This is a genomic window from Methylocaldum sp. GT1BB, assembly GCF_051027545.1.
Classification (GTDB): domain Bacteria; phylum Pseudomonadota; class Gammaproteobacteria; order Methylococcales; family Methylococcaceae; genus Methylocaldum.
In genome coordinates this window covers 2,718,208-2,741,429 of the sequence record NZ_CP194902.1, presented here as the reverse complement: position 1 = coordinate 2,741,429, position 23,222 = coordinate 2,718,208, and the positions used below count along the sequence as shown (strand labels likewise).

General features: G+C 57.8%; 22 protein-coding genes and 1 pseudogene. 12 read left to right on the top strand and 11 right to left on the bottom strand.

The genetic code is table 11. From position 1 onward, the window contains the following. Positions 1-20: 20 nt before the first annotated feature. The 8 genes and pseudogenes from tnpC to ACR2TX_RS13640 all read left to right on the top strand — a co-directional run bounded on the left by tnpC (position 21) and on the right by ACR2TX_RS13640 (position 7,280). Positions 21-1,556 carry an IS66 family transposase gene (tnpC, locus tag ACR2TX_RS13675; protein ID WP_086134639.1) on the top strand — a complete coding sequence of 512 codons (1,536 nt, stop codon included), beginning with the start codon at positions 21-23 and terminating at the stop codon, positions 1,554-1,556. 6 nt (positions 1,557-1,562) lie between these two features. Next, entirely contained in the window at positions 1,563-1,886 is a 324-nt protein-coding gene (locus ACR2TX_RS13670; RefSeq protein ID WP_205781096.1) for a hypothetical protein, read from the top strand. A gap of 859 nt (positions 1,887-2,745) precedes the next feature. Continuing rightward, positions 2,746-3,762, top strand: coding sequence for a site-specific integrase (locus ACR2TX_RS13665; RefSeq protein ID WP_086134641.1), 1,017 nt, complete (start codon positions 2,746-2,748; stop codon positions 3,760-3,762). 232 nt (positions 3,763-3,994) lie between these two features. Beyond that, positions 3,995-4,579: a translesion error-prone DNA polymerase V autoproteolytic subunit gene (locus ACR2TX_RS13660; protein ID WP_086134642.1), complete on the top strand. Its 585-nt coding sequence runs from the start codon at positions 3,995-3,997 to the stop codon at positions 4,577-4,579. Positions 4,580-4,652: 73 nt separating this feature from the next. Continuing rightward, a complete protein-coding gene (locus ACR2TX_RS13655) occupies positions 4,653-4,844 on the top strand; it encodes a hypothetical protein (protein ID WP_139841103.1) in 192 nt (63 codons plus the stop codon). Continuing rightward, a complete protein-coding gene (locus tag ACR2TX_RS13650) occupies positions 4,822-5,460 on the top strand; it encodes a hypothetical protein (RefSeq protein WP_139841104.1) in 639 nt (212 codons plus the stop codon). Before ACR2TX_RS13655 ends, ACR2TX_RS13650 begins: the two co-directional genes overlap by 23 nt. Before the next feature lie 96 nt (positions 5,461-5,556). Further along, a complete protein-coding gene (locus ACR2TX_RS13645) occupies positions 5,557-5,913 on the top strand; it encodes a hypothetical protein (protein ID WP_086134644.1) in 357 nt (118 codons plus the stop codon). Further along, a pseudogene (locus ACR2TX_RS13640) lies at positions 5,891-7,280 on the top strand (Y-family DNA polymerase). The gene ACR2TX_RS13645 and the pseudogene ACR2TX_RS13640 overlap by 23 nt, the downstream one beginning before the upstream one ends. Here the strand turns inward: ACR2TX_RS13640 and ACR2TX_RS13635 are convergent. Next, on the bottom strand, positions 7,277-7,510 hold the full coding sequence (locus ACR2TX_RS13635) for a helix-turn-helix domain-containing protein (protein WP_086134645.1): 234 nt from the start codon (positions 7,508-7,510) through the stop codon (positions 7,277-7,279). The pseudogene ACR2TX_RS13640 and the gene ACR2TX_RS13635 sit on opposite strands and share 4 nt — an antisense overlap. A gap of 226 nt (positions 7,511-7,736) precedes the next feature. Between ACR2TX_RS13635 and ACR2TX_RS13630 the strand changes: the two genes are divergently transcribed. Then, a complete protein-coding gene (locus ACR2TX_RS13630; RefSeq protein ID WP_086134646.1) occupies positions 7,737-9,191 on the top strand; it encodes a diguanylate cyclase domain-containing protein in 1,455 nt (484 codons plus the stop codon). A gap of 102 nt (positions 9,192-9,293) precedes the next feature. Here ACR2TX_RS13630 and ACR2TX_RS13625 read toward each other — a convergent pair whose 3' ends face one another. The 5 genes from ACR2TX_RS13625 to ACR2TX_RS13605 all read right to left on the bottom strand — a co-directional run bounded on the left by ACR2TX_RS13625 (position 9,294) and on the right by ACR2TX_RS13605 (position 14,417). Beyond that, positions 9,294-11,156, bottom strand: coding sequence for a M48 family metallopeptidase (locus ACR2TX_RS13625; protein WP_086134647.1), 1,863 nt, complete (start codon positions 11,154-11,156; stop codon positions 9,294-9,296). Between the two features lie 464 nt (positions 11,157-11,620). Further along, a complete protein-coding gene (locus tag ACR2TX_RS13620; protein ID WP_086134649.1) occupies positions 11,621-12,295 on the bottom strand; it encodes an SOS response-associated peptidase in 675 nt (224 codons plus the stop codon). A gap of 559 nt (positions 12,296-12,854) precedes the next feature. Next, positions 12,855-13,088: a PEP-CTERM sorting domain-containing protein gene (locus ACR2TX_RS13615; protein WP_434132471.1), complete on the bottom strand. Its 234-nt coding sequence runs from the start codon at positions 13,086-13,088 to the stop codon at positions 12,855-12,857. Continuing rightward, a complete protein-coding gene (locus ACR2TX_RS13610) occupies positions 13,039-13,515 on the bottom strand; it encodes a hypothetical protein (RefSeq protein WP_168183848.1) in 477 nt (158 codons plus the stop codon). Before ACR2TX_RS13610 ends, ACR2TX_RS13615 begins: the two co-directional genes overlap by 50 nt. Positions 13,516-13,880: 365 nt before the next feature. Then, positions 13,881-14,417, bottom strand: a complete 537-nt coding sequence (locus tag ACR2TX_RS13605; protein WP_086134651.1) for a DUF2199 domain-containing protein — start codon at positions 14,415-14,417, stop codon at positions 13,881-13,883. 792 nt (positions 14,418-15,209) lie between these two features. On the opposite strand from ACR2TX_RS13605, the gene ACR2TX_RS13600 reads away from it, so the two are divergent. Together ACR2TX_RS13600 and ACR2TX_RS13595 are read left to right on the top strand one after the other, a co-directional pair. Beyond that, positions 15,210-15,440, top strand: a complete 231-nt coding sequence (locus ACR2TX_RS13600) for a hypothetical protein (protein ID WP_086134653.1) — start codon at positions 15,210-15,212, stop codon at positions 15,438-15,440. Further along, positions 15,437-15,820, top strand: a complete 384-nt coding sequence (locus tag ACR2TX_RS13595) for a type II toxin-antitoxin system death-on-curing family toxin (protein ID WP_086134654.1) — start codon at positions 15,437-15,439, stop codon at positions 15,818-15,820. The genes ACR2TX_RS13600 and ACR2TX_RS13595 overlap by 4 nt, the downstream gene beginning before the upstream one ends. Here the strand turns inward: ACR2TX_RS13595 and ACR2TX_RS13590 are convergent. Together ACR2TX_RS13590 and ACR2TX_RS13585 are read right to left on the bottom strand one after the other, a co-directional pair. Next, on the bottom strand, positions 15,807-16,055 hold the full coding sequence (locus ACR2TX_RS13590; protein WP_156881871.1) for an AbrB family transcriptional regulator: 249 nt from the start codon (positions 16,053-16,055) through the stop codon (positions 15,807-15,809). The genes ACR2TX_RS13595 and ACR2TX_RS13590 overlap by 14 nt on opposite strands. Positions 16,056-16,610: 555 nt before the next feature. After that, positions 16,611-16,841, bottom strand: a complete 231-nt coding sequence (locus ACR2TX_RS13585; protein WP_139841106.1) for a hypothetical protein — start codon at positions 16,839-16,841, stop codon at positions 16,611-16,613. 237 nt (positions 16,842-17,078) lie between these two features. Here ACR2TX_RS13585 and ACR2TX_RS13580 point away from each other — a divergent pair, with 237 nt between their 5' ends. Further along, the gene (locus ACR2TX_RS13580; protein WP_086134656.1) at positions 17,079-17,393 is read left to right on the top strand and encodes a WGR domain-containing protein; all 315 of its coding nucleotides are present in this window, start codon (positions 17,079-17,081) and stop codon (positions 17,391-17,393) included. A 353-nt stretch (positions 17,394-17,746) separates the two neighbouring features. Here the strand turns inward: ACR2TX_RS13580 and ACR2TX_RS13575 are convergent, their stop codons facing one another. The 3 genes from ACR2TX_RS13575 to ACR2TX_RS13565 form a co-directional block, all read right to left on the bottom strand. Next, a complete protein-coding gene (locus tag ACR2TX_RS13575; RefSeq protein ID WP_168183849.1) occupies positions 17,747-20,311 on the bottom strand; it encodes an SEL1-like repeat protein in 2,565 nt (854 codons plus the stop codon). Positions 20,312-20,436: 125 nt separating this feature from the next. Further along, positions 20,437-21,318 (bottom strand): hypothetical protein, encoded by an 882-nt coding sequence (locus ACR2TX_RS13570; protein ID WP_086134658.1) that lies wholly within the window; start codon positions 21,316-21,318, stop codon positions 20,437-20,439. Positions 21,319-21,320: 2 nt separating this feature from the next. Continuing rightward, positions 21,321-22,970, bottom strand: a complete 1,650-nt coding sequence (locus tag ACR2TX_RS13565) for an RHS repeat-associated core domain-containing protein (RefSeq protein ID WP_240507036.1) — start codon at positions 22,968-22,970, stop codon at positions 21,321-21,323. Between the last annotated feature and the right edge of the window lie 252 nt (positions 22,971-23,222).

Sequence of the window (23,222 nt, the reverse complement as noted above, 5' to 3'; positions counted from 1 at the left end):
AGGTGGGTGACCATGGTAAAATGCAGGCCCTGGTGAGCCTTCCCGATCCTCTGCCGGAACACTATGACGACCTCCGTCAGGTGGCGCTGTCCCTGCGGGCGGCCTATGAAGCCGAGCTGAAGGCCAAGGATCTTCAGATCGAAGTCCTCAAGTATCAGCTGATCCGTTTGAAACGGGTGCATTTCGGGGCCGCCGCCGAACGGTTCGACCCGAACCAGCTGGGCCTCTTCGAGGAAGACCTGGAGGCCGACCTCGCCGCGGCGGAGATCCGCCAGGCCGCGGCCGACTTGGGCCAGCCGGGGACACCCGCCCGCCGTCGCCCCAAACGCCAACCGCTGCCCGCGCACCTGCCGCGGATCGAACACCGCCATGATCTGGCAGACTGTACGTGTGGCGTCTGCGGCCAGGCGCTGACGGTGATCGGCGAGGACATCGCCGAACAACTCGATGTCATCCCCGCCCGGTTCTTCGTCCATCGGCACATCCGTCCGCAATACGCCTGCCGGACCTGCGACACGGTGACGGCGGCGCCCTTGCCCGCGCAGCCCATCGACAAGGGCCTGCCGGCACCGGGCCTGTTGGCCCAGGTGCTGGTGGCGAAGTACGCCGATCATGTGCCCTTGTATCGGCAAGCGGTGATCTACGCCCGCCAGGGCGTCTTCATTCCCCGCTCGACTCAAGCGGGCTGGGTGGGCGCCTGCGAGGTGCTCCTGGAACCGCTGGTCGAACGGCTGCGGGACCCTATTCTGGGCGAATCCTATCTGCAGGCCGACGAAACCCGGCTGCCGGTGCTGGCTCCCGGCACCGGCAAGACCCGCACCGGCTATCTCTGGGTCTACCGGACCGGCCCCTGGAGTCCGCTCCAGGCGGTGGTGTTCGACTATGCCCAGAGCCGCGGCCAGACCTGGCCCAAGGACTTCCTGGAAGACTTTAAAGGGACGCTGCAGATCGACGGCTACGCCGGCTATAACGGCGTGCTGGCCCGCGAGGCGATCGTCGAGGCTGGCTGCTGGGCCTATTGCCGGCGGGCGTTCTTCGACGTCTTCAAGGCCACCCGCTCACCCCTCGCCGCCGAGGCGCTGCGCCGGATCGGCCGGCTTTACCGAATCGAAGCCGAGGCCCGGGATCTGGATCCCGCCGCGCGGGCCCAGCTGCGGCAGGAACGGGCGGCGCCCCTGCTGGCCGACCTCAAGACTTGGCTGGAGGACGTCCTCCTGAAGCTGCCGCCGGCCAGTGGTCTGGCCCAAGCCGTCGGCTACACCTTGGGCCGTTGGCCCGCCTTGCTCGTCGATCTGCAGGATGGCCGCATCCACATCGATACGAATCCGGTGGAACGCCGCTTGCGCGGGGTTGCGGTGGGTCGGCGCAATGACCTTTTTGCCGGCAGTCCGAGCGGCGGTCGCCGCGCGGCCTTGCTCTACTCGCTGATCGAGACCTGTAAACTGAACGGCGTCGAGCCCTATGCCTATCTGAAGGACGTGCTGACCCGATTGCCCAGCCTGCCGGCCCGAGATCTGGATGATCTGCTCCCTTGGCGCTGGCGCCCACGCCTCTGAATGCTTATGACCATCGACATTGATCGCCTGACCGAAGCCGAACTCATCGACCTCAACCGCCGTGTGGTCGAGCGCCTGCGCTTTCTCCACCAGATGCGGGCGCACGCCAGCATGCTGAGGTTCTCGATCGGCGCTCGGGTGACCTTCGACACCGACGACGGCCGCACGATCGTCGGCACGCTGGTGCGCTACAACAAGAAGAGCGTGACGATCGTCACCGATGACCATCACCGCTGGAACGTCTCGCCAACCTTTCTTCGCCCCGCCGAGCCTCGCGACATCACTCCCACCGAACCAGCGTCGGCCGACCTCTTTCCCGTCCGGAAATAAGTCTCTGACAATCTATGGAGCCGACGGCCCTCGACCGGTTAACGAGACTTAGCAGCACGCTTACATTCATCCGGCTAACTCCGTAGCTCGCCCCTCACACACAGAAAATCTAATACGTTGCATCATAGTGCTAAAAAACCTCTAAGAAACTTCTACGAACCTTCCCAAAAAGTTCTAAAAATCATTTACAGAATCTCTAACTCAGATCTAATTCAGGTCTGATTAAAATCTGATTCATCGCTAATAAACCACAATGGCCGGGCATCGAGAACTCCGGTAAGCCCGACTCACCTTGCTTCACCTCACATCCCTGCAATTTGCAATCATCCCTTTCTGACAAAGCAACTTGGCCGGCGGTAATTCCGGAACGGGGCACCTCACCTCACCTCACCTCACCTCACCTCACCTCACCTCACCTCACCTCACCTCACCTCACCTCACCTCACCTCACCTCGCATCGCAGCGGTTTGCAACGGTTTGCAGCATCGGCTCAGCAAGGCTTCGGACTCATCTGCGGACAGGTATTACCTTGTCATTTCGCATCAACTTATTCTGTAACACCGCCAGCGAGTTGCCGTCATAGCCGGTCTGATCACCCAAGCGCTGCCGATAAATGGGCACTCAAACGCACTAATTCATATAGCCAATGGGTTGGATCGGTTCTGTACGACTTCGCCCAACAACGGATTGATCTTTACGTTTCTTTGTCCTCAAGCTTGGCATTTGTTACAGCACCACGGCCTTTTTGTTAAGCTTGAAGAAGTCCTCTCCTCCCCCGACGAATAATATACCCGCGGATCGGAGTAAGGGCAGTTACATCGAGCATCCCACGGCAAATTTTTGGGCTTTGGAGGCCACCATGGATCCATGCAATGCTGATCACCTGATTCAACAGATACGCCATTGGCTCGCGTGTCAGAACATCGGGGCTTGGTCCGATGCGACTCGCACTCAGTACCGGGCGGACTGCAGGCGATTACTCAACGACCGTACCCCTGACGAGGTGATAACCGCACTCAAAGATACTCGCAGTAAAAACACCTACTACAAGCGCCGGGCGGCCGTTATTTTTGGACTCACGGAGCTTCTACAGCATTGGGTATCAGAATATGAAAACGCCCAGAGTCACCAGGATAACTCCTTGGCGCGCGGATGCACTCAACACTTGCAGTCAGCATTAGAGCTAGTCATAAAGCTCGCCGATATGGCCGGCGAATGCCCCTTGAAAGCACCGCAGAAGCGGCACAGTAAACGTCAGGACCTCGCTGGATTGCCCCAAGATTGGCGGCAACAGATCGCGGACCGACTCAGGCATGGCGAATCCAAATACTATTTGCCATTTATCGCCGAGGCGATCACCGGGTGTCGGCCGGCGGAATTGCAAAAAGGAATCTTGGCTCGCTCCGGTGACGGGCATCTGACGATTGCAATTAAAGGTGCCAAGGTGGATGCCGCAAAAGGACAAAAGTGGCGAATCCTACGCTACGACTTGACCGATCCTCACCCGCTCGTCGCCTCGTTAGCCCAGGAGATCGCCCTTATTGGTGGTGAGATACGGATCGCTATTGAGAATCCGCGTAACTGGTCGACCGCGCTCCGCCGAGTCGGCCAAACTCTCTGGCCACAGCACAAAAAGCATATTACTCCTTATTGTCTGCGCCATGACGCCGCTTCAAATTTCAAAGCCTCCTCACTGAACTCCGATGAGATCGCCCAAGCATTAGGGCACGCCACTAATAAAACCCAAAAGCGGTACGGCCAAAAACAAATGAGTCGCGGTGGGCGCGGTGTTGCGCCTACTCAAGTCGCCGCAGAGCGGCCGATCCGCCATGTCACTCAGGATTTCACCGCCAGTCCTCGGTCATCGGCAAAATAAGGCTTATGTCAACTTCAACCACCCATGCTCGGATGGATTTGAGCTTGACGCCGGCTTTTACGCTCACCTCCCCAGTGCGCCTCCGGGCATCCGGGGTGTTTTCTCCCCGATTATCTTCGCCTATTCGGTGAACGGTAAAATGCCTTGCACTTCGTTATCACCGCCCACCCTCGACATTGAATTCCGTACAAAAATCAGACAGGCTATAAAAAGAACAACATGGAGCCTTCGTATGTCCCCTCCCCGAGGTGGTGCCCGTCCTCGTGCCGGCCGTAAGCGCGGCAGTAATGTCTATGGCGAACCGACCCGGCCCGTTCGGGTTCCGCTCAGTCTTTACCCCGGCATCCAGCAGCTGCTCGATCGCCTGAAGATCGTCCGTGGCGCCTTGCCGCACTTCGGTGAAGTGGCTTTCCCCGAAACCGGCCACCAATCGCTATCGATCCCCCTCTTTCTGAGCCGGGTCCCTGCGGGCTTCCCCTCGCCCGCCGATGATTATGTTGAGAAACGGCTCGACCTCAACGAGCACCTGATCGATCATCCGGCGGCGACCTTCTTCGTCCGGGTGAAAGGCCATTCGATGGAAGGCGCCGCCATTCATGACGGCGATCTCCTGGTGGTGGACCGCGCCATCGAGCCCAGCCATGGACGGATCGTCCTCGCCGTCGTGAATGGCGAACTCACGGTCAAGCGGCTGGCGTTTCGAGACGGCCATGCCTGGCTCGAGCCTGAAAATCCGGCGTATCGTCCGCTCCAGCTGACCGAGGGCCTCGATTGCGACATCTGGGGTGTCGTGAAGCACGTGATCCATGCGGTTTGACTCATCTTTTGATGACGAAACGGTATACTGGGATCCTACTAATGAACCTGGTATCACCTTCTCAGGGGCACCCATGAATCGAACGATCCATCCATTACCGGCGGATTACCGGGAGCAAAAGACCCAAAAACAGCTCGACTATTTTTCAAGGGTTAAAGACGCGAGGGAGAATTTTAAGGAGGCCGCTTTCATTCCCGCGGAGTTGATTCAGAAGGCTCAAATCATCGATTGGGGATGCTGGGATGACGACTGGGCTAAGCTGTGAAGAAGTTTTAGATCTGATCGCTCAAATTGGCGATCAAGACGCTGTTTTGATCGGTGTCCAAGCCGTTGCCTTGTGGACACAGTTTTATCATCTCACACCGAATTTACCGGTTCTTTCCAGCGACATCGACTTTCTCGGAGACAGCGATGCGGCCGAACAGGCCAGCGAAAAGCTAATTCGCTATGCAGCCCGCCTCTATCTACCCAATCTAGATGACCCAACACCAAACAGCGGCAAAATAGCGCTCGATCTTCCAGGGCACCCCGATCCCATAGAGATTGACTATTTATATGCCATTACTGGTCTTGATTCAGATGACATTGCCCGGCGCGCGGTGACCCTCAACCTAAACCAACACCGCCTAAAGATCCTTCATCCGGTCCAATGTCTTGAGAGCAAAATTGCTAATTTGGCATTCTATCCATCGACGATTGCGTCGCCATTTTTTACGAAACCTTTTGGGACCTCCCAGTCACCAAAAGGAGTAAAAAATTGGCGACGAGTATTGCCTTCGGCGGCCCGCGTTCGTCCTGCGTTCGACCGGTCCCGACCCAACAAGGGGATCGGGACCTGGCTCCACAATGACTTGACGCCGTGTCGGTGGCCTTATGTTTGATCTCCGCCTGCGCTATCGCTACGACTCCGATCCAACATCCGGCCCTATGGCTACGCGGGGGTCGTCGCACTTCGCTCCGCTGCCGCTACGCTTCCTGTGCTCCTTCAAAGAAATCTGGCCGGCATTGAGCAGGCGCGACTGAGTATTTTGATTGCTCGGGCCTTCCTGGCCGATCTTATTCGGCGCAATCGAATCGATGATACGTATGCTTTAGCAGAGCGAATCGGTCGTTTTTCCATTCGTGACTCGGCGCGCTTTGCCCACTATCGCTATCAGCTAGATACGCTTCAGGCAATCCCTATTGAAGACTATCCAGACAATCCATTCAAAACCATCCGTTTCCCTCAGATTCAGCAAAAAGTCTCGGAAAAGCGCCAATCCTTTCAGAAACTGATGGAGAGGCGTCAGAAACTTTCGGACTCATCCCTTGATGAACCCCGGTTCCGAATCTGATTCAAATGCAAGCGGACGCCGATCTCAATCCGCCTTTGCCCTGATCGACGGCAATTCGTTTTACGTCTCCTGCGAGCGGGTGTTCAACCCGAAACTCGAAGGGCGGCCGGTAGTGGTGCTGTCCAATAATGACGGCTGTTGCGTCGCGCGTTCGGAGGAAGCAAAAGCCCTGGGCGTCCCCATGGCCGCGCCCTACTTTCAGATCCAGAAAGATTTCGAGCGCGCCGGCGGTATTGCCTACTCCTCGAATTACGGGCTCTATGCCGATCTCAGCCAGCGCATGATGAGCGTGATCGGCCAGTTTTCCGATCGGCAGGAGATTTATTCGATCGACGAGTCCTTTATCGAATGGACCGGGTTTCACCGGTTCGATCTGACGACCTTGGCGCGTGACCTTCGACAGCGGGTGAAGCGCTGGGTCGGCATTCCGGTGGGGGTCGGAATCGGCAGCACCAAGACCCTCGCCAAGGCGGCCAACCGGCTGGCCAAGAACCACCCCGACTTCAAGGCGCATGGCGTGTGCAATCTTCTGGACCTACCCGAATCGCTGCAGGACAGCTATCTCGCTCGGCTCGCGGTGGGGGATGTCTGGGGCGTCGGCGCCCGCTGGGCGCAAAAGCTTCAGAATCTCGGCATTCGGTCGGCGCGCGATCTGAAACAGGTCGATCCCGGTTGGATCCGTCAGCACTTCTCGGTAGTGCTGGAACGCACCGCACTGGAACTTCGTGGAACTCCCTGCATCGAGCTCGAAGAGGCCCCACCACCGAAGCAGCAGATCATCTCCTCACGGAGTTTCGGTCAGCCGGTCACCACCTTGGAGGAACTCACTCAAGCGGTGAGTGCGTATACCGCTCGCGCCGCCGAAAAGCTGAGAGCCCAAGCTTCTTGCACCGGCGCCCTCACGGTCTTTTTGCAGACCAACCCTTTTAACGTCAAAGAGCCGCAATACCATCCTTCGATGACCCTTCGGCTGGCCTCACCCAGTGCGGACACCCGAATCCTGATCCGGGCGGCCCTCTCGGGATTGAAGCATCTCTATAAACCGGGGTACCGCTACCAAAAAGCCGGGGTCATGCTGCTCGATTTTTCGGCGGCCACCGTAGAACAAGGCGATCTCTTTGCGATCTCTTTTCAGCGTTTTCCGATCCCACCACCAGCATCAACCCGCGAACCGACCGGGCGCAACTCATGGCCACCCTCGATCAGCTCAACCAAAAGCTGGGCCGGGGCACCCTCTGGATTGCCGCCGAAGGCGTCAAACAGAATGACGTTAAACAGAATTGGAGATGCGCCGCGGACATCTTTCGCCGGCCTACACCAGCCGTTGGGATCAGCTGCCGGTGGTAAGGGCGATCGAGTACGCTTAGTTTTTCGTCACGCACTGGTCGTCTGGTTCATCCGGAATATATTCAAAAAGATCGCCAACCGAACAGTTAAACAGTTTGCAAAGCTGTTCCATCGCGTCCAACTCGATGCGGACCGCTTTCTCCTGGTACAACAGGGTAACGGTGTTTCGATGCAGTCCGGTTGCCCGGGCTACATCGGCAATTTTCATTTTGTGCTCGCCCATAACACGGGAGAGATGGCATCGGATCATAACAAGGAGAAATCTCCGATCGAGGAAATATTTTCATTTAGAATGACAAAATGACATTGACAGTGTTATTATGATCGTCATAATGTCATCCTGCCGGGCATTTGGTTTTATAACCGGGTATTATGGCATGCCGCGAAACCGGCAGAACGATTTGCGCCTCGAACTATGACAGCGCCACCCCGCCAACGTTGCTCGACTAAACGTGTTTCGGCGGGAAAGGAACGGGATGTCCTTAACCCAAATCTTGCTTCAACCTAAAACGGCCGGACGCCCCTTGGCTTTCTTCGCATCTCTCAACCGATTCACCTGCCTTGCCCTGTTGACGTTTCAATCGATCCACGCCGCCGAACCGATCCCAGCGGAAGACAAGGTCTGGGTCATGGGCAGCGACCGCGATTATCCGCCTTACCAGTTTCTGGATGGTGCCGACCGGCCGATAGGGTTCGACGTCGATGTCGCCCGGGCCGCGGCCGAGGTGATGGGGCTCAAGATCACGATCCGCACCGATGCGTGGAAAACCTTGCGCCAGGATCTTGAAAATCAGCGCCTCGATGGGGTGGTCGGCATGTTTTATTCCGCCGATCGCACTCGCAACGTGAATTTCACCAGTCCCTATCTTCAGCTGCACCATCACCTGTTCGTTCCGCGCGGCTCTACCTTCCAGCGTCTCGAGGACCTGACTGCGGCCCGGCTGGTAGTACAAAACAGTGACCTGATGCACGATCGCTGGAGCGCCCAAGGCGCGTCCGTAACAGCCGTCCCCAGCTTAAGCGAGGCCCTCCTCGGCCTTGAGGCCGGACAGTTCGATGCGGCCTTGATTCCCTACCTGCAGGGCCTCTACTTGATCCGCCAGAACCACATCGCCAATGTCATTCCAGTCGGAGAACCGTTGTTCCCGACCCAAAAATGCATCGCGCTCGCCAAAGGCCATCCGGAACTTCTGGGCCAATTCAACGAAGGACTGACTATCATCAAGGCGAGCGGGCGCTATGACGAGATATATGATCACTGGTTCGGCATCACCGCGCCCAGCACGGCGGACGAAACGCTCAGGGTCTATCTCGCCTGGGACATAGCCTTTCTCGCCAGCGTAGCAGTGCTCGGGGTATTAGGAGTCATCCAGTTTCGACAAAGAACCCGCCGCCTGTCCCAGGAAATCGAGCACCAGCGGAAAATAGCGCTGCACGATCCGCTAACTGGGCTTGGAAATCGCTTGCTCTTACTGGAGCGTTTTGAACAGGCCCGGGCGGGCGCGCGCCGGCATCAGTACCGGATCGCGCTACTTTTGATCGATCTCGATGGGTTCAAGACGGTTAACGACCGATTGGGGCATCACGCCGGCGATCGGATCCTCTGCTCCGTAGCCCAACAGCTTCGCCAGGCCGTGCGCGACACGGACACGGTGGTCCGGAATGGTGGGGATGAGTTCATCATCCTGCTGAACGAATTGCCGGACGAACAGCCCGCCGCCGCTGTCGCGGACAAAATCCTCCGGCACCTGGATACGCTCTCTGAGCCCCTCCTGGAGGGTATTCCCTTGGGCGCGAGCATCGGCATCGCCCTTTATCCGACCCATGGCAAAGAGTTGGAGTCGTTAATTCGGAAGGCCGACCGCGCCATGTATCATTGCAAGGCCAACGGCAAGAACCGCTATGGCGTTTGTCCTAGCGAGGCCGGCTGAGTCTGGGCCACCGATCTGACGGTCGTACGTGATTCACGACGCTTCATGGCGTTCTTCCTCCCGCTCCGATATTCAACATTGGTCTGAGCCCTTGTGCCGAAATCACAGAATCCTTGCCCCGCGCATCCATCGGAACTTTCTGCGAAACCGATAATTGGCACCTTCCACGTTAATGATCAACGTCTCGCCAGGGAAAGGCACCGATTCCTGAATCTGGCGTAAAACCTCCATCGCACGCCGCTTGCTGTGCAGCTGAAAAAAACCCGTGACGCGATAACCCAACACATAGCAAGGCAGATGCGCGAGGTGCTCGACGCGCTTTCTTACAAAGTAAGCCTTGCGTAGCCCAGGTATGGCCATTAGGGCAGCGCGCAGTTCATCGACGATGTCCTCAGAAAGCCCATGGCGCTCGAATCGGTCGCCCAACCACACTTGGCTGCGCTCCTCAATGGCGGCCTCCAATAGCTGCGAACGTTCGACCAGACGCTGGTGCCAGACATGAGCCTCGTCCTTTCTACCGTTACGCCAGTGGTAGTCACGCAGCTGCTCGCAGCCGTTTACGATCGTGTTCTCATCGAGCCGCATAGCGTGTTCGACCAACGCACAGCCACTGGCATCATCACGACTCAGCAGGCGAACGCCCAAGCCGAAGCAGGCCAGTGCATTGTCCGGGGCGCGTTGATGCAGGGCTCGGAACTGGACCAGGGCATCATCGACATCATCGCCGATGGTTTCGGTCAGTCTTGCGCGATCGTATGCCTCCTGCACCGTCAGTTCCGACCCGTCCTCGAGTCGTGCGTTTAATTCGGCCAGTTGCCGGCGGTCGTCCTGAACCTGCCGATAGCGCTCCTCCCAGGAAGGCAAGATGTGGTCCGTCCAACGTCGGTCAAAACTCTCGGTAATCGCTTGCAGCGCGTCGCCGAGGAGTCGGTCGGCGGCCTGGCCCACGGCCGGAAGGGCCAGGCGCGGAGGCGCGCCGATCGCCTTGAGACGATCACTCAGTGCGGGGTGGGTATCCGCCAAGTCCGTTGGCCGGGCGATCGCCTGATCCAGCCACGCTTGGACCGATACGTCGTCCAGTTCCGTGGCAACCCCCTGGCCTAGGCCGAAATAGGGTGCAAAGCCGGGTTGCGGCTGTTCGTCGGCTTGTTTATAGATCTGCGGCCAGTATCGCTCGGCCAAATAGCTGCCGACGACATTGACGCTGGTGAGGGCCGCGGCTGCCGCCTGCGGCGATGTGATCCGGGCGGACGTGGCATCGGCCTCGTATTCGTTTGCCCGGGCCATTGGGAAAGAATAGGCATTGAAGTAGGGCGCGAACCAGGTCAGAAAAGGCTTGAAGAGAAAGCTGCCCTTGCTCTCGGTAGCGTCCAGAACGGCCAGAAGGCGCCCCCAACGCACGCGCTGACGGTAGATCCAATTCGACACCCGCCCGTGCCCCTTGGCGAGATGCCCGAATTCATGCGCGAGCACGGCCTTGAACTGCTCCTCGGTCAACGTTTTCATCAGGGGCAAGCCGATGAGCAGGTAGTTTCTAGGCCAGCCAAAGATGCCCAGGCGCGGCGATTGCACCACGCCGGCGTTGAAATCATCGGTGATCAGAACATGGTGAAAGCGTGGCGCGCTCAACTGGCGGCGCAACCCATCGATCATGGCGAACAGCTCAGGTGCCTCCCTAGGCTTGATTTCGGTACCCACCGGCGGGTCAATCTTTACCCACAGCGCCTTGACGATCATCCAGAGGAAGAAGCCGACGAGGATGATCAGCTTTACGGCAAAAGCCTTGAGCACCATGATCGATGCAAGCAGCACCGCCATCAGTGCAATGATCAACAACAGCATCGCGCCGACATAGGCGTTGCCAAGCATCGCCAGCAGGAACACCTTCAACCGATAGCGACCCGGCTTGCTCTGCGCTTGATGCTCGAGTCTGCCGACCAGAGCTTCGAACTGTTCGTTGGTCATCGAACCTCCTGCCTAACACGCAGGCCGCCATGAGCAAGCAGTTCTACCTCGTAGCTTGCGGCCATAGGGTGCCGGTAGTGGTCGTCCATCGCGGGTAGAATCCGAACGCCAAAGACTAGGTCGCCGAAATTCTCATCACTCGAAGGATCAATGATTGGGTCTCCAATGGCATCAACGCTCATTTCAATGCCTCTCCCGAGGGCTTAACAAGACAAGAATGATCGATCGACGGGCGATTCCGACCCGATCAGGTAATCGGAGACAAAGAATCCGTCACCCGTGAGTTACATATTGTCCATGAATGGCATGTTAATCGCTTGTAAGCCGAGGCTTATTTTGGCGTCAGCCATGGATTACAGCGTGAAAGGCAAACTCCCTTGGAAATGGTGTGATGGCCGGTATCGGCGCGATCAGCGACGAGTGAAGCCCCAACGGGGTGATGGACCCTCCTTCCCTTCCACCTATTACGGCTGAGGCTCTACGATGGAAGAACCATCGTTTTTTGGATTGTTCACCCGAAGACTGACGCGGTACAGGCGCATGGGCTCGGCCGCATAGGGCTGCAACAACGCTTGGGCGGCTTCCAGCGAGGTTTCAGGATCCAGCCACGCATCATTGCTGGACGGGGGTAGGATCACCGGCATGCGATCGTGGATCGTCGCCATCAGGGGATTCGCTTGGGTTACGATAATGGTGCACGATTCGATGCGTTGCCCCTCGCCTTCCCATCGGTCCCAAAGCCCTGCCAGGGCGAACGGCTCGCCGGATTGAAGCCCGACCGCATAAGGCTGTTTCCCTGTTTCCTCGGCTCGCCACTCATAAAAAAGGTCCGCAGGAATTAAAGCCCGGCGCTTTCGAAACGGCTGCCGGTAGGCCGGCTTTTCGGCCACGGTTTCCGCCCGGGCATTGATAGTGGAGTAGGTTAGCTTGGACTCTTTTGCCCAGAAGGGCAGGAGGCCCCAGGTGAGCGACACCAATTCCCGCCCGCCTTCGTCATCGAGCCGCACCGCCAGGACCGGCTGCGTCGGCGCCACGTTATACCGCGGCTGGGTGCTGAAAATCCGGATCTTCGCCTCCGAAACTTCGAACCGCCGCGCCAGGGTTTGAGGGTTGGTGTATTGGGCGAAACGACCACACATATCAACTCCACCGCCACCATGCCCTAACAGAAATTCCCGGGTAGGGTAATACGCGACATTACTATCCACAATTCCCGTGGAAAACCCTGTGGATAAGTGCGGGGATAAACCGGGCCGTCTCCCATCGTATCAGGCTTCTTGTTCAGCTGATTACGTTCTGATCAACCGTAACCCTTCGGGTCATTTTTGTACCATGTACTTGATTTTTCGAGATTCATGTATTACATAACGATGAATCAATGACTTATTGACACGATGTCAGCCAAAGCCGACATGTCGTCACACCATCAAGACTAGGCAGTGGATAAGTGTTCGCAAGTGTTTCAAAAACGAATCATCGGCCCCATGTTTCGAAGAGATATAGCGTGCCGGAAACGGATAACCCCCCCGGCAAGGGCAGCCATCGAATCCATCCGCGAGACCTCGCGTGGGCTCAGCGGACCGGGATGGCAGCTGATTAGCAATACCTCTGGCTGGCCACAGTAACAGCCATGGTGGAATACACTGCCCGTTTGGGATCCGTTGCCGGCGGCGCCCGTCGTGCTAGCGGCCGGAACGACTACGCCGTGCGTCTCCTCCAACCAAGCAGGCCAGCGACACCGCTCACCAATAAGGCCAGGGTGGAAGGCAGAGGAACGGCTGCGACAGCGTTGATATGATAACTGTACCCTGCTCCCCAGAAGAGCCCGGCGGGCGTGAGGCCATCCAGCTGAAGGGCCTGCCCTTGAAAAATCCCCGTCAACTCACTCGGAAGGCCCGTCGAGAAGCCCGTGCAATAGGTATTGGGCGGCATAGGCCCGAAACAGGGACCAGAATTGCCGTACAAGGTGTCGCCGATGACCTGAAGAGAAAAACGGGGTAGATCGAACTCCGCTTTCGGCGCCATAAAGCTCGGTGCTTATCAGCTGTGCCCAGAATTGTTCCGTCGTGTCTTCGAGCGTACCGCCATCCATAGAAATTTCGGACCGCCACCAATAGCGATAGAACTCAATGTCGAATCGCCCTGTCAGTGTATAGGTTTGTGGTTGCGACGGCTCATCGCTGGATGGACCGGAAACGACCAAACCGAGGGGCGGGGTATATGTGACGCTGCTGCCCGCGCCAATTACGTAAGTTTGCCTGGCCGTGATTTCCATGCCGCCATCGACCACGAAGGCGTAACTCTCGCCGGCCGCCAGTCCGACGATTCCCACCAATAGCTTTAACGCTACATTCGACATCTGATTCCTCTCTTCCATTCCTCATGACGACCCACTCAATGGGCCGGTTGTTTTCATACGCATCCGCTACGCGACGGGCTATGGGCAGCCGCATCCCGATGATGTCATCGGAGGTCACGCATCCGTCACCTTTGCGTGACATATTGTCGATGAAGCGCCTGCAAATCGCTTGTCAGCGTTGGTTTATTTTTTTGTCAGCCAAAGATTGCAATGGCGTGGGCGGCCTAGTACCGAAGAATGGAGTGGGTAATCGTTTCGTGCTTTCCATGGGCTATTCGCTGCTCGTTGATTGTGATCGTTCACGAATCATAAACAGCGCAACATAGACTGGAAAGGGCGCGTCGGGTTATCCATCGACGAAACGCCTAATGGCGCTTTTCATCCAAACCGCCTTGCACGCGGTGCATGGCCGCTTCGGCGATCGCCTGAGCCCGTTCGATCGTAATCCCCTGGTGGAAGTCGACCGACAAGGGATGGTCGGATTCCTCCGGAACGATGGACGGCCGCTGGTTGCCGGCGCGCGGGCGCGCCATCGTCTTCAACCCATAGGTGTTGGGGTAGTACGGCAAATAATTGCAAAACCAACCGAAATAGCGGTCGCCGAGGTCGGGTGCCTCATAGGTTTCTACATAGCGAGCGAAGCTCTTCTCGCTTACGGACACCCAGACGCCCCAGAGAAAAGGCTGATGGATGCCGACAATTGGAATTTCGAGGCAGACCCGAATGAAGAAATGCCGCCCGTCTTCGTCATCATACCAGCACAAATCGCTGGTCAATTCACCGGCGGCCTGGACTTCGGACGGTTGTTCAAGAAAAGGATCCGGTGCCCGAAAGGCAAAGCTCGGCGAGCCTTCATGAACTTGCCCGCAACAGGAACAGGTGAAGCTAAAAATCGAGGCCATGCAGGTTGCCGCTAGTTCGGTGAAGGCCCGTCCAGCACATCCACCGAACAAGGTTCGGTGTGGCGCTGGGCCAGGGCAAACGATAACCCCGCTCGGCCCACCACGCTTCGGCGAGGGGCTTAATGTACTGATCCCATTTCTCGGCCAACGCCTCGCAACGATCGAACATCCAGTTCGGATTGAAGGCCAAAGGCTTTGGTGGTGGGTTCTCCTTGACCTATGAGGCATAAAGCGATTCACAATAGGTTTTGAAGGCCGGATTCAAATCGAGGGCCCGTTGTTCTGCTTCAGGGGTCATCGTTTTTCGGGGGCTGTTTCGGTTGAATGTCGCTCATCCCAAACGGGTTGACTCATTTTAGCGTGTTTCAACGTGTGAACCGCACGAATTCAGTTGGCGAGCGTCGCCTTGCCTTTCCCAAAACCCGGTCTACACTAAAGGTGACTGCGTTGTTGTCCAACGCTGCGCTTGGCGCCTCCACTCCACGACAGCGCGGTCATACCCTGCCTTGTCCCCCGTGCGTATTCATGAATGAATCACCCGTCCATCGAGCGTCGAGCTTCGGTGTTCTTCTAAAACCGCCCGCCCATTTTCGGTGACAACGCCGGGATACTTTGCAAAGTCCTTCACCCTAGTTGGCATTGAGTCTTGCCACGGCAACCAGTTCACCCGATTGAAGACCAATCGAGAAGGTCATCCCGTTCAAGTAACAAAGGAGGCTACGGATACGCTAGAGCCTTCAATCTAGTCAGCGTATCATGATCCTTCCAGACGCATCATGACGAAAAGATTTCATGGCCGCCGCAATTCGTGAAAAATTCTCATCGCAAGCCGCCCCGGAAGTCCTGGCCGCACTGCGACGCATTGCCGAGTCCGAGGGCCGACAGTTCCAGGCCGTGCTTGATGAAGCCTTGAGGGAATACATCGAGCGCAAGGAAAAGGGACGCCCCCGCCGCCACGTATTAGATGCTTTCGCGCAAAGCCTGAGTGAGTTCGATAGCCTATATAAAGAACTTGCAAAGTGACGGAACGGGATTACCTGACCGTTGCCGATGTGCTGGCGATGCACTCGGTGTTGATGCAACGCTACGGCGGCGTGTCCGGCATCCGTGATCCTGGAGCGCTCGAAGCGGCCTTGTTTCGTCCGCAGACCGGCTACTATGCCGACATTGTCGCCGAAGCGGCCGCGCTTTTGGAAAGCCTGGCGATCAATCACCCCTTTCTTGACGGCAACAAGCGGATCGCCTTTGCCGCCACCGATGTCTTTCTTCGCATCAACGGTCATCGGATCAATGGTGCACCGATGGACCTTTATGCCGATATGATGCGGATGTTCGAAACCAGCACGTTCGATATGGCTCATCTTGAGCCATGGCTGAGGAAACGGGTTATTAGCGCCTCATAAAAATGGAATCCCGGTCCGCTTGCTCCTGGTCACCCCGGCCCTCGGCCATGAAATCCGAAGAAAACCGGGCGAACTTGGCTAACACGCGAGCGAGCGACCGACGGGCGGGCCGAATACGGATTTCATCCTCCACCCGTTCGATTTCCAGATCGATGTCCGCGCGTTCATAGGCGAGATCGCCCGGAATCCGAACGGATTTGCCGTTCTTGAAGGCTCGGGTAATGCAACATGACAAACTCGGAATGTAAGGCAGGATGCTGGTCCTGCTTCGATTGAGTGGCTGTCCCAATGAGCGGGGTCGATGTCTAGCCTTATTTTCGCGGAGGTTTGCGGTGTCTAAAGTAAACCGCCCAGATCAGCACGCCGAATTCGATCATCCCGATCACCATCACCGCGGCAAACAGCCAGTCCCACCAGGCCATGAATGCTCCTTATTCATGTTTTTCCTTTTGAATTGAGGTTGGGCACTGACCATGCCGGCCTCTAAGTGGTGGGCATAAAAAGCCCCGAATGGATCGGGGCGATTCGTCCGTGTAGTGGTTGGCGAGGCCATTTTGGCAAAGCCATACTTGGTGGCGAATCAGTATCCGCACTTATTGCGGGTTGTCATCGACTGAACCCGATGGGATGACCAAACACCGGTTAGCGATCAACCCACTGTGGAACGATCGGTTACCTTCCCCTAAAGTCAAGCGCGGGTGGAACGGAAAGTTGCATTTGAGGGGCGATGCGCCCCGATCGTACCCGGCACTATCGCACCTGACGTGCGCCACTCGGGAGTCCATTCGATTCACAGCGGCAGCGCCGCTCTAGCCGGATTATCGATGCCCGTCGCATTAACGACCGTAGGCCACTTAGCCGAGGTCCCATGGAGCACCGTGCTTCGTACGTCATCGGGCACCAGGATGAACGTCACGAACAGACAGATAGCCAGCCAAGTCGTGGCGGACACCGCCAACCCCATCAGCAGGAATTTGGGAAAGCTATCCGCGGGCGGCAGCGGCTCGAAGATTGTCATCAAATTAACTCTCCGTGTTGACGATAGACGGATCAAAGGCCAAGCGGCTTAAACCCTTGGCGCCTCGTCATGACGCTACCGTGTTCGGCCTACAAAAGCTGTGATGTATTACCACCGCGGCAGAGGGAGGCCACTTCATCCCGAAATCATCCCAAGGTGGAACGGAGGGTTGCATTTTCCGCTTAACGCGTGCGGCTACGGCCCCGTATACTGCGGAGCCTTGGTTAAGAAAGCGATGCCATGATCACCTTTTCCATTTGGCTGGAAGCCAGCGATCCGGTCAGGAATATCCGACGCGCGTATCAGTTGGCGGTTGGACAGGATCTCTTCGGCACGTGGATGGTCGAGACGACCTACGGGCGGGTGGGCACCAAGGGTCGCACCCAAGTCGTGATGGTCCAGGATGAAGCGGAAGCCTGCCGGGTGGTCGAGCGTTGCCTCAAGCGCCGGGCGAGCGCCCCGAAACGGATTGGGGTGCCCTATGTGGTGAAAGGCGTCACAGGCGCTTTAAGCGCGGATTGGCGACAAATCTGGCCAGAGTGCCTGGCACACTAGCATCAGGGCCGGGACCGCCGGCTGGATGTTTATCTCGTGGCCCTCACCTATGTCGAACGGATATCATCTCGGATCACAGCTTGTTCCATCCGGGTAAGCAGGAGCCCATATGCGGTCGGCCGGGAAAAGTGGACGCTAAAGATTAAGCCGGGCGCCGCTTCTTGTGGGACCGTTGGGAGTAAGCTCAGGCGGTAAAGCGGCCAACAGTCGGGTCATAGTACCGGGCCCGGCACTATGAGCCGAGGCCGTCCACGTGGTAGTAGCTCGCCGTGGCGCTCGGGCTGCCGACGAGGCGGATTCGCTGTGACACAGGATTAAAGCAACACTCCGGGTTAACCCACGCCAGCCTGTCCCTATTGTGGCTGTGATTCCAGCATTCTGACCTTGTTGGCAGCCGGCTGATACCCGTGGCTTGCGGATTTCCGATACCACGCCAATGCTGTTTTGCGATCAACCGGAACTCCCAACCCGAGTTCGTGAATGTGCCCAAGACTATATTCGGCAGCGACCTCGTTTTGTTCCGCTGCTTTTCGAAACCAGGCGATGGCTTTCGTTTGATCGCGTTCGAGGCCCAAGCCGTTGGCATACATGACGGCAAGGTAGTTTTGCGCATGGGCATGGTTCTTCTCTGCTGCGCGTCGTATCCACTTGGCGGCCTCCTGGTATTTCGCGGCCTCCTGCTTTCCTTCCTCGAAGAAGATCAGCCCCATCCCGAAATCGCCATCCGCCTGACCGCTTTCGGATAATTTGTGGAACCACTTTGTCGCTTCGGCCGTGTTTTTGGCGACCCCGCCAGTCCCGTAGAGATAGGTATTTCCCATCTCCCTTTGCGCCGCCGGAAACCCTTGTTCCGCAGCCTTTCTTAACCAAACAAACCCCTCCTGAGGATTTTGGATCATGCCTTTCCCGTTAAACAACAGAATCGATAACCGGTATTGGCTTTGGGCATGCCCAAGTTCAGCCGCTTCCCGATAATAGCGGGCGGCTTGACCCAAATCCTGTCTGACCCCTAAACCGATTTCGTTCATTCCGCCCAATTCCAACAGCGCCTCGGGAAATTTCAGATCGGCCGCTTTCTGAAACCATTTAACAGCGTCCGGCAAACTCTTGGAGATGCCTGCCGCACCCTCGCGGTAAATCATGGCGATGACATGGTAGGCTTTCGGGTAGCCTTGATCGGCCGCCCGACGCAATAAGCCCATGGCTTGTTGCGCTGCGGTGGCGTTCGCCCGCCCCCCTTGGAACATTCCTAAAGCCAGCATGACCTGCGCATCGGCGTAACCTTGATCGGCCGCCTTGCGAAACCATTTCATCGCCTCGGGGGAGCTCTGCCGTACGCCCATGCCGCTAGCGTAAAAATTTCCCATATTCGTTTCCGCCGGAGCAAACCCTTGATTGGCGGATTTTTGGGTCCATTCAACGGCCAAGGCGATATCCTGCTTGACGCCTTCCCCCTTCAAATACGCGTGGCCAAGATTCAACTGTCCTTCCCTGTCCCCCTTTTCCGCCGACCGCCGATACCAGCGCACCGCCTCGACGAAATCCGGGGGCACCCCTTCGCCCTTCTTGTACATCACCCCCAGATTATTCATGGCCGTCGTATGCCCCTGCTCGGCGGCCTTGCGATAAAGGCGGAGCGCTTGGGCGTAATCCTGAGGCAGTCCGGTCCCGGAATGGAACATCGAACCGACCTCCGCCGTGACGTCCGGATTGCCGGCGTCGCCGGCATCCAATAGCCATCGCTTGGCCTCGTCGACATTCTTCGGGACGTCAGTGCCTTGTGCCAGCAAGAGACCTAAGCGCACCTTGGCCTCAAGCTGTCCTCCTTCCGCCAACTCACGCCAAAGGCGCAAGGCTTCATTCGGGTCTTTCGCCACACCGTCGCCGCGAAGGTAGGCTGTCGCCAAGTCAAACTGGGCCACCTGATGCCCTTGGGCCGCGGCTTTGTCCAGCCAGGTCTTCATCTTTCCTAAGTCCTTAGGGACCCCCTTGCCTTCGCGGTAGAGTACGGCGAGTTGGAACTGGGCCCTTGGATCACCGCCGTTCGCGATGGGTTCCAACACCGACGCCGCTTTTCGGTACCACTCCTCAGCCAAGCGCTCGTTGCGCGTCACCGAAACGCCGGACTCATAGAGTGAGCCCAACAAGACTTGAGCGTAGGCATGACCTTGACGCGCGGCCTGTTCGCACCAGTGCAGCCCTTGTTGAGGATTGCGCTCCACCCCGAAGCCTTGCAGATCGGCCAGCGCCATGCGGTACTGCGCATCGGGCACGCCGTTTTCGGCCGCCTTGAGCAGCCACCGCACTGCTTTCTTCTGTTCGCCTTTCGCATCCAAAACCAAAGCCAACCAATACTGGCCGAACGGGTCGTTGCGTGCCGCTGCCTTTGTCAACAGGTGTCGGGCCTTTTCCTGGTTTTTGGGTACCCCCACCCCAAACCAATGGAGATAACCCAATAACCTTAAAGCGGGTACATGGTCTTTCTCGGCCGCTTGCTCGTAAAGTTTTGCGGCCTTGGCCGGGTCCTTGAGCAATCCAGCCCCTGACAGATAATGCCCGGCTTGTTCAGTCAATGCTTGCGGGTAACCCGCATCGACGGCCTTTTGCAGCCATGCCAAAGCGCTATTTCGATCTGTAGGAACACCCTCTCCGTGCCAGAGAATCAGATACATGGCTAACATGGCTTCGGCATCGCCCGCCTCGGCGCGCGCTTTCAATTGCTCCAAAGGACTCGCCTTCTCAGGGTCCGGCTGGGTGATGAAAAATTGCGGCGCAAAGGGATTGTCCACCGACAAAGCCGACGGCAAAGGCGGGAGATCGATGTCGGATCGCGGCAACTCTCCCGGAACGGAGCTGTAAGCCTTGACATCCGGCACCGTCGCGTCAACTTGGGGCGTCAAGACGAGTGATATCACCACAAGGGCAATCTGCGGATTTCGAAGTACCGGTGAAATGGGCATTGGGAAAGTCCCTGTTTATTGAAAACATTCGTTGTTGAACATTTCGTTCTACCACTTCGCCTGACAACGAAGGGCGAGCGGTTCTAAATCGCCAGTTTGTCGCCCAGAAAGGAGAAATCCGGCGCGCGTGTCGTTCTTGGGCCAGCCTCCTTGATAAAGAAGAATTCCTCGCCGAGGTGCGCTAATACCCGTCGTTTCAAATCACTGCTCTCCGGACTCGCCCACGAGTACGGGTCTTCAAACACCTTGACCAAAACGCCACCCCCGATCTCTTGCACCCGGCACGCAGGCGCCGACAGCAGCCGTTGCCGGCCGATGAAGTCCACGTACGGTCCGCCGAAATAGTTTTGCCAATATAAACCTGGCAGATACTTCGTTTTATCAATGCCGACCGCCCGCACCCGCGCCCCGTCGGGTGTATTGAACGCCAGGTTGTTGGCCGCCCATTCGCTGGAGGTGGACGCATGCGCATGCCAAGGCGCAAGTTCCTCGCAGGCCCGCGCAAAGAAGACATCGATCCATTCCTTCGTTGCCTGCCCCTCGAATTGGCTCGTCAAGAATTGCATCGTGATGGTATTGCCCCAATTGCGGATATCACCCGTTCGTTTCAAAATGTATTGGTCAAAGTTAAGTATGAGAATCAGCGACTTAGAAGCGCCTCGCAATTCCTCTCCACCACAAGGGCGGTCATCCTTAGGCGGACCAAAGCGCTTGACCAACGCTTCATAATACGGCCCATGATTCAACCCTCTGCTGATCACCTCATCCCGAAGCGCCGATGCACTGGTCAGATCCAAGGGCGCCTTGGATTCGCGGTAACGCCAGATGTGCAAACCAACAGTCCACTTGGGTGCATTTTCCATGAGCAAACGCTGAAAACGATCCAGCGTATCGTTGTTGAGGAAGGACTCGCCAAAGGCGAATTTAACGTTGATTTGCCGATCGGCCGTACTTCTGTCACTCATCTCTACTTTGGGATTGGTGCTGTCACAATCACACCTTCCTCAATTAAGTCGTGCAACCGACCGCTTTGAGGAAGCCGCGCATTGGTGTAAAGCTCAATAATAAGGTCATTTCTTCTCGCATACTCGGCTAAGTCCTGCAGCTGCGGCGTGATCGACAGATTTTGTCTATCCTTCACCTCGATGATCGATCCGCGCTGCTGAATCGTAACACTGGGCGGGAAGTCGGGCACCCGATAACCGCCGGGACCACTGCCGGGAATCGTCTCCCGACCAGGACCGGCATTGCGCGGAATGCCAAGACTATTCGATACCGCGCCCTCCGCGGCCCGGCCGGAAAGCGCTCTGGCCGAGCCACTTCCGCCAATACCCCCAAAACCGCCGTTGCCACCACCTTCACTGAAGCACCCGCCCACGCCGGGCGGGCAGCCGGGCGTGACGGTATTCACCGCCACGTGGTAGCGTTCGCCGGTAAACGTACTGCCGAGAAAGGGATTGGCGGTTTGACGGATGCCGCCGGCCAAGCTCACGGGCGGGCCACTCGGCCAATTTGTGTTGGCAAACGGTACGGGTCCGTACCCGTATCCGCCGTACCCGCTGCCTGCTGGGTCCAGCACGCCCTGACCGCCACTGTAATAACTGGCGGTCTGCGACGCGAACTGGACACCCAACGGCCCTTGCGCCGTCAGGCCCTGCGGATCGGTGAAGTTGACCGGATTGTTGCCCACATAGGCATACCGGTTGAGCCCATCGAGGTAGCCCACGGGGTCGCGTTGGGTGAAGCGGCCAACGCTCGGGTCGTAGTACCGCGCGCGGTAGTAGACGAGCCCACTCGCATCGGGCTCTCTTCCCGTGTAGCCGTAGGTGGGCACGGTACCGCTGCCGGCGAGTTTGAGCCCGAAGGCGTCGAACCGCTGGGTGGCGGTAACGCTGCCGGCCGCGTTGGTCAGGGCCAGGACGGAGCCGAGGCCGTCCGGGTGGTAGTAATGGGCGGTGGCGCTGGGGCTCCCCACGCTGCCGGTGAGCCTCGCCAGGGGCGCATCGAGCCCCGCCTGGACGTAAAGCGCGGTGGGCGTCGTCCAGCCGCCGGCCGGGTATTCGCCGTAAAGGTTGGGACCATCGTACAGATAGTTCGTAACGGCGCCGCCTTCGGTCTTCTGAATGCGCCTTCCTTGGTCATCGTAGCGGAAGCTCGCGTTCGTGCTGCCGCTGATCTGGCTGAGGCGATCAAAGCTGTTGAAGGCGTACTGGGTGACCTGACTCCCGGAATAGCTGCTGTCGTTGGGCCGCGTGACCGTGCCGCCGGTGCACTTCTGGGTGAGCTGGCCGACTTCATCGTAGAGGTCCGCTTCGAGCAGCGGGCCGGTGAGGCTGCCGTTGCGGACCTCGGTCAGCTGGTTCGCCGCATCCTGCTTGTACGCCCAGGTCTGGCTCACCGGGTTGCCGAGCTGCTTTTGGACGCGGTTGCCCGCCCAATCGTAGGCGTAGACTTGCCTTTGGCTCGCGGTGCCGTTGTCGACCTGAGTGAGCCGGTCGAGCGGATCGTATTGGTAGGTATAGGTCAGGGTCGGCAGGCCCGAGACCGTCTCCTGGAGGGTCTTCCGCCGGCCGAGGCCATCGTAGGTGTAAACGCTCTGGACGAGGGTCGCCGCCACGTTTTTGTGACTGATGCGGCTTAAGCTGTCGTCGGCGTTCCAGGCGAGGGTCTCGGTGACGCCGTTCGGGTAGCGCAGCTCGGTCAGCCGGCCGCCGGCGTCATAGGCAAGGCCGAAGGTATCGAAGTTGGGCGCCCAGAGGCCGTTAACCGGCCCAAGGGATCAGGGTGATCACGGATTGGGTGAGTTGTTAAAGAGCAAAACCGAATCGAGGAAGAAGGCCCTCGAACGATGCGGTTCGTTTCTCACCGC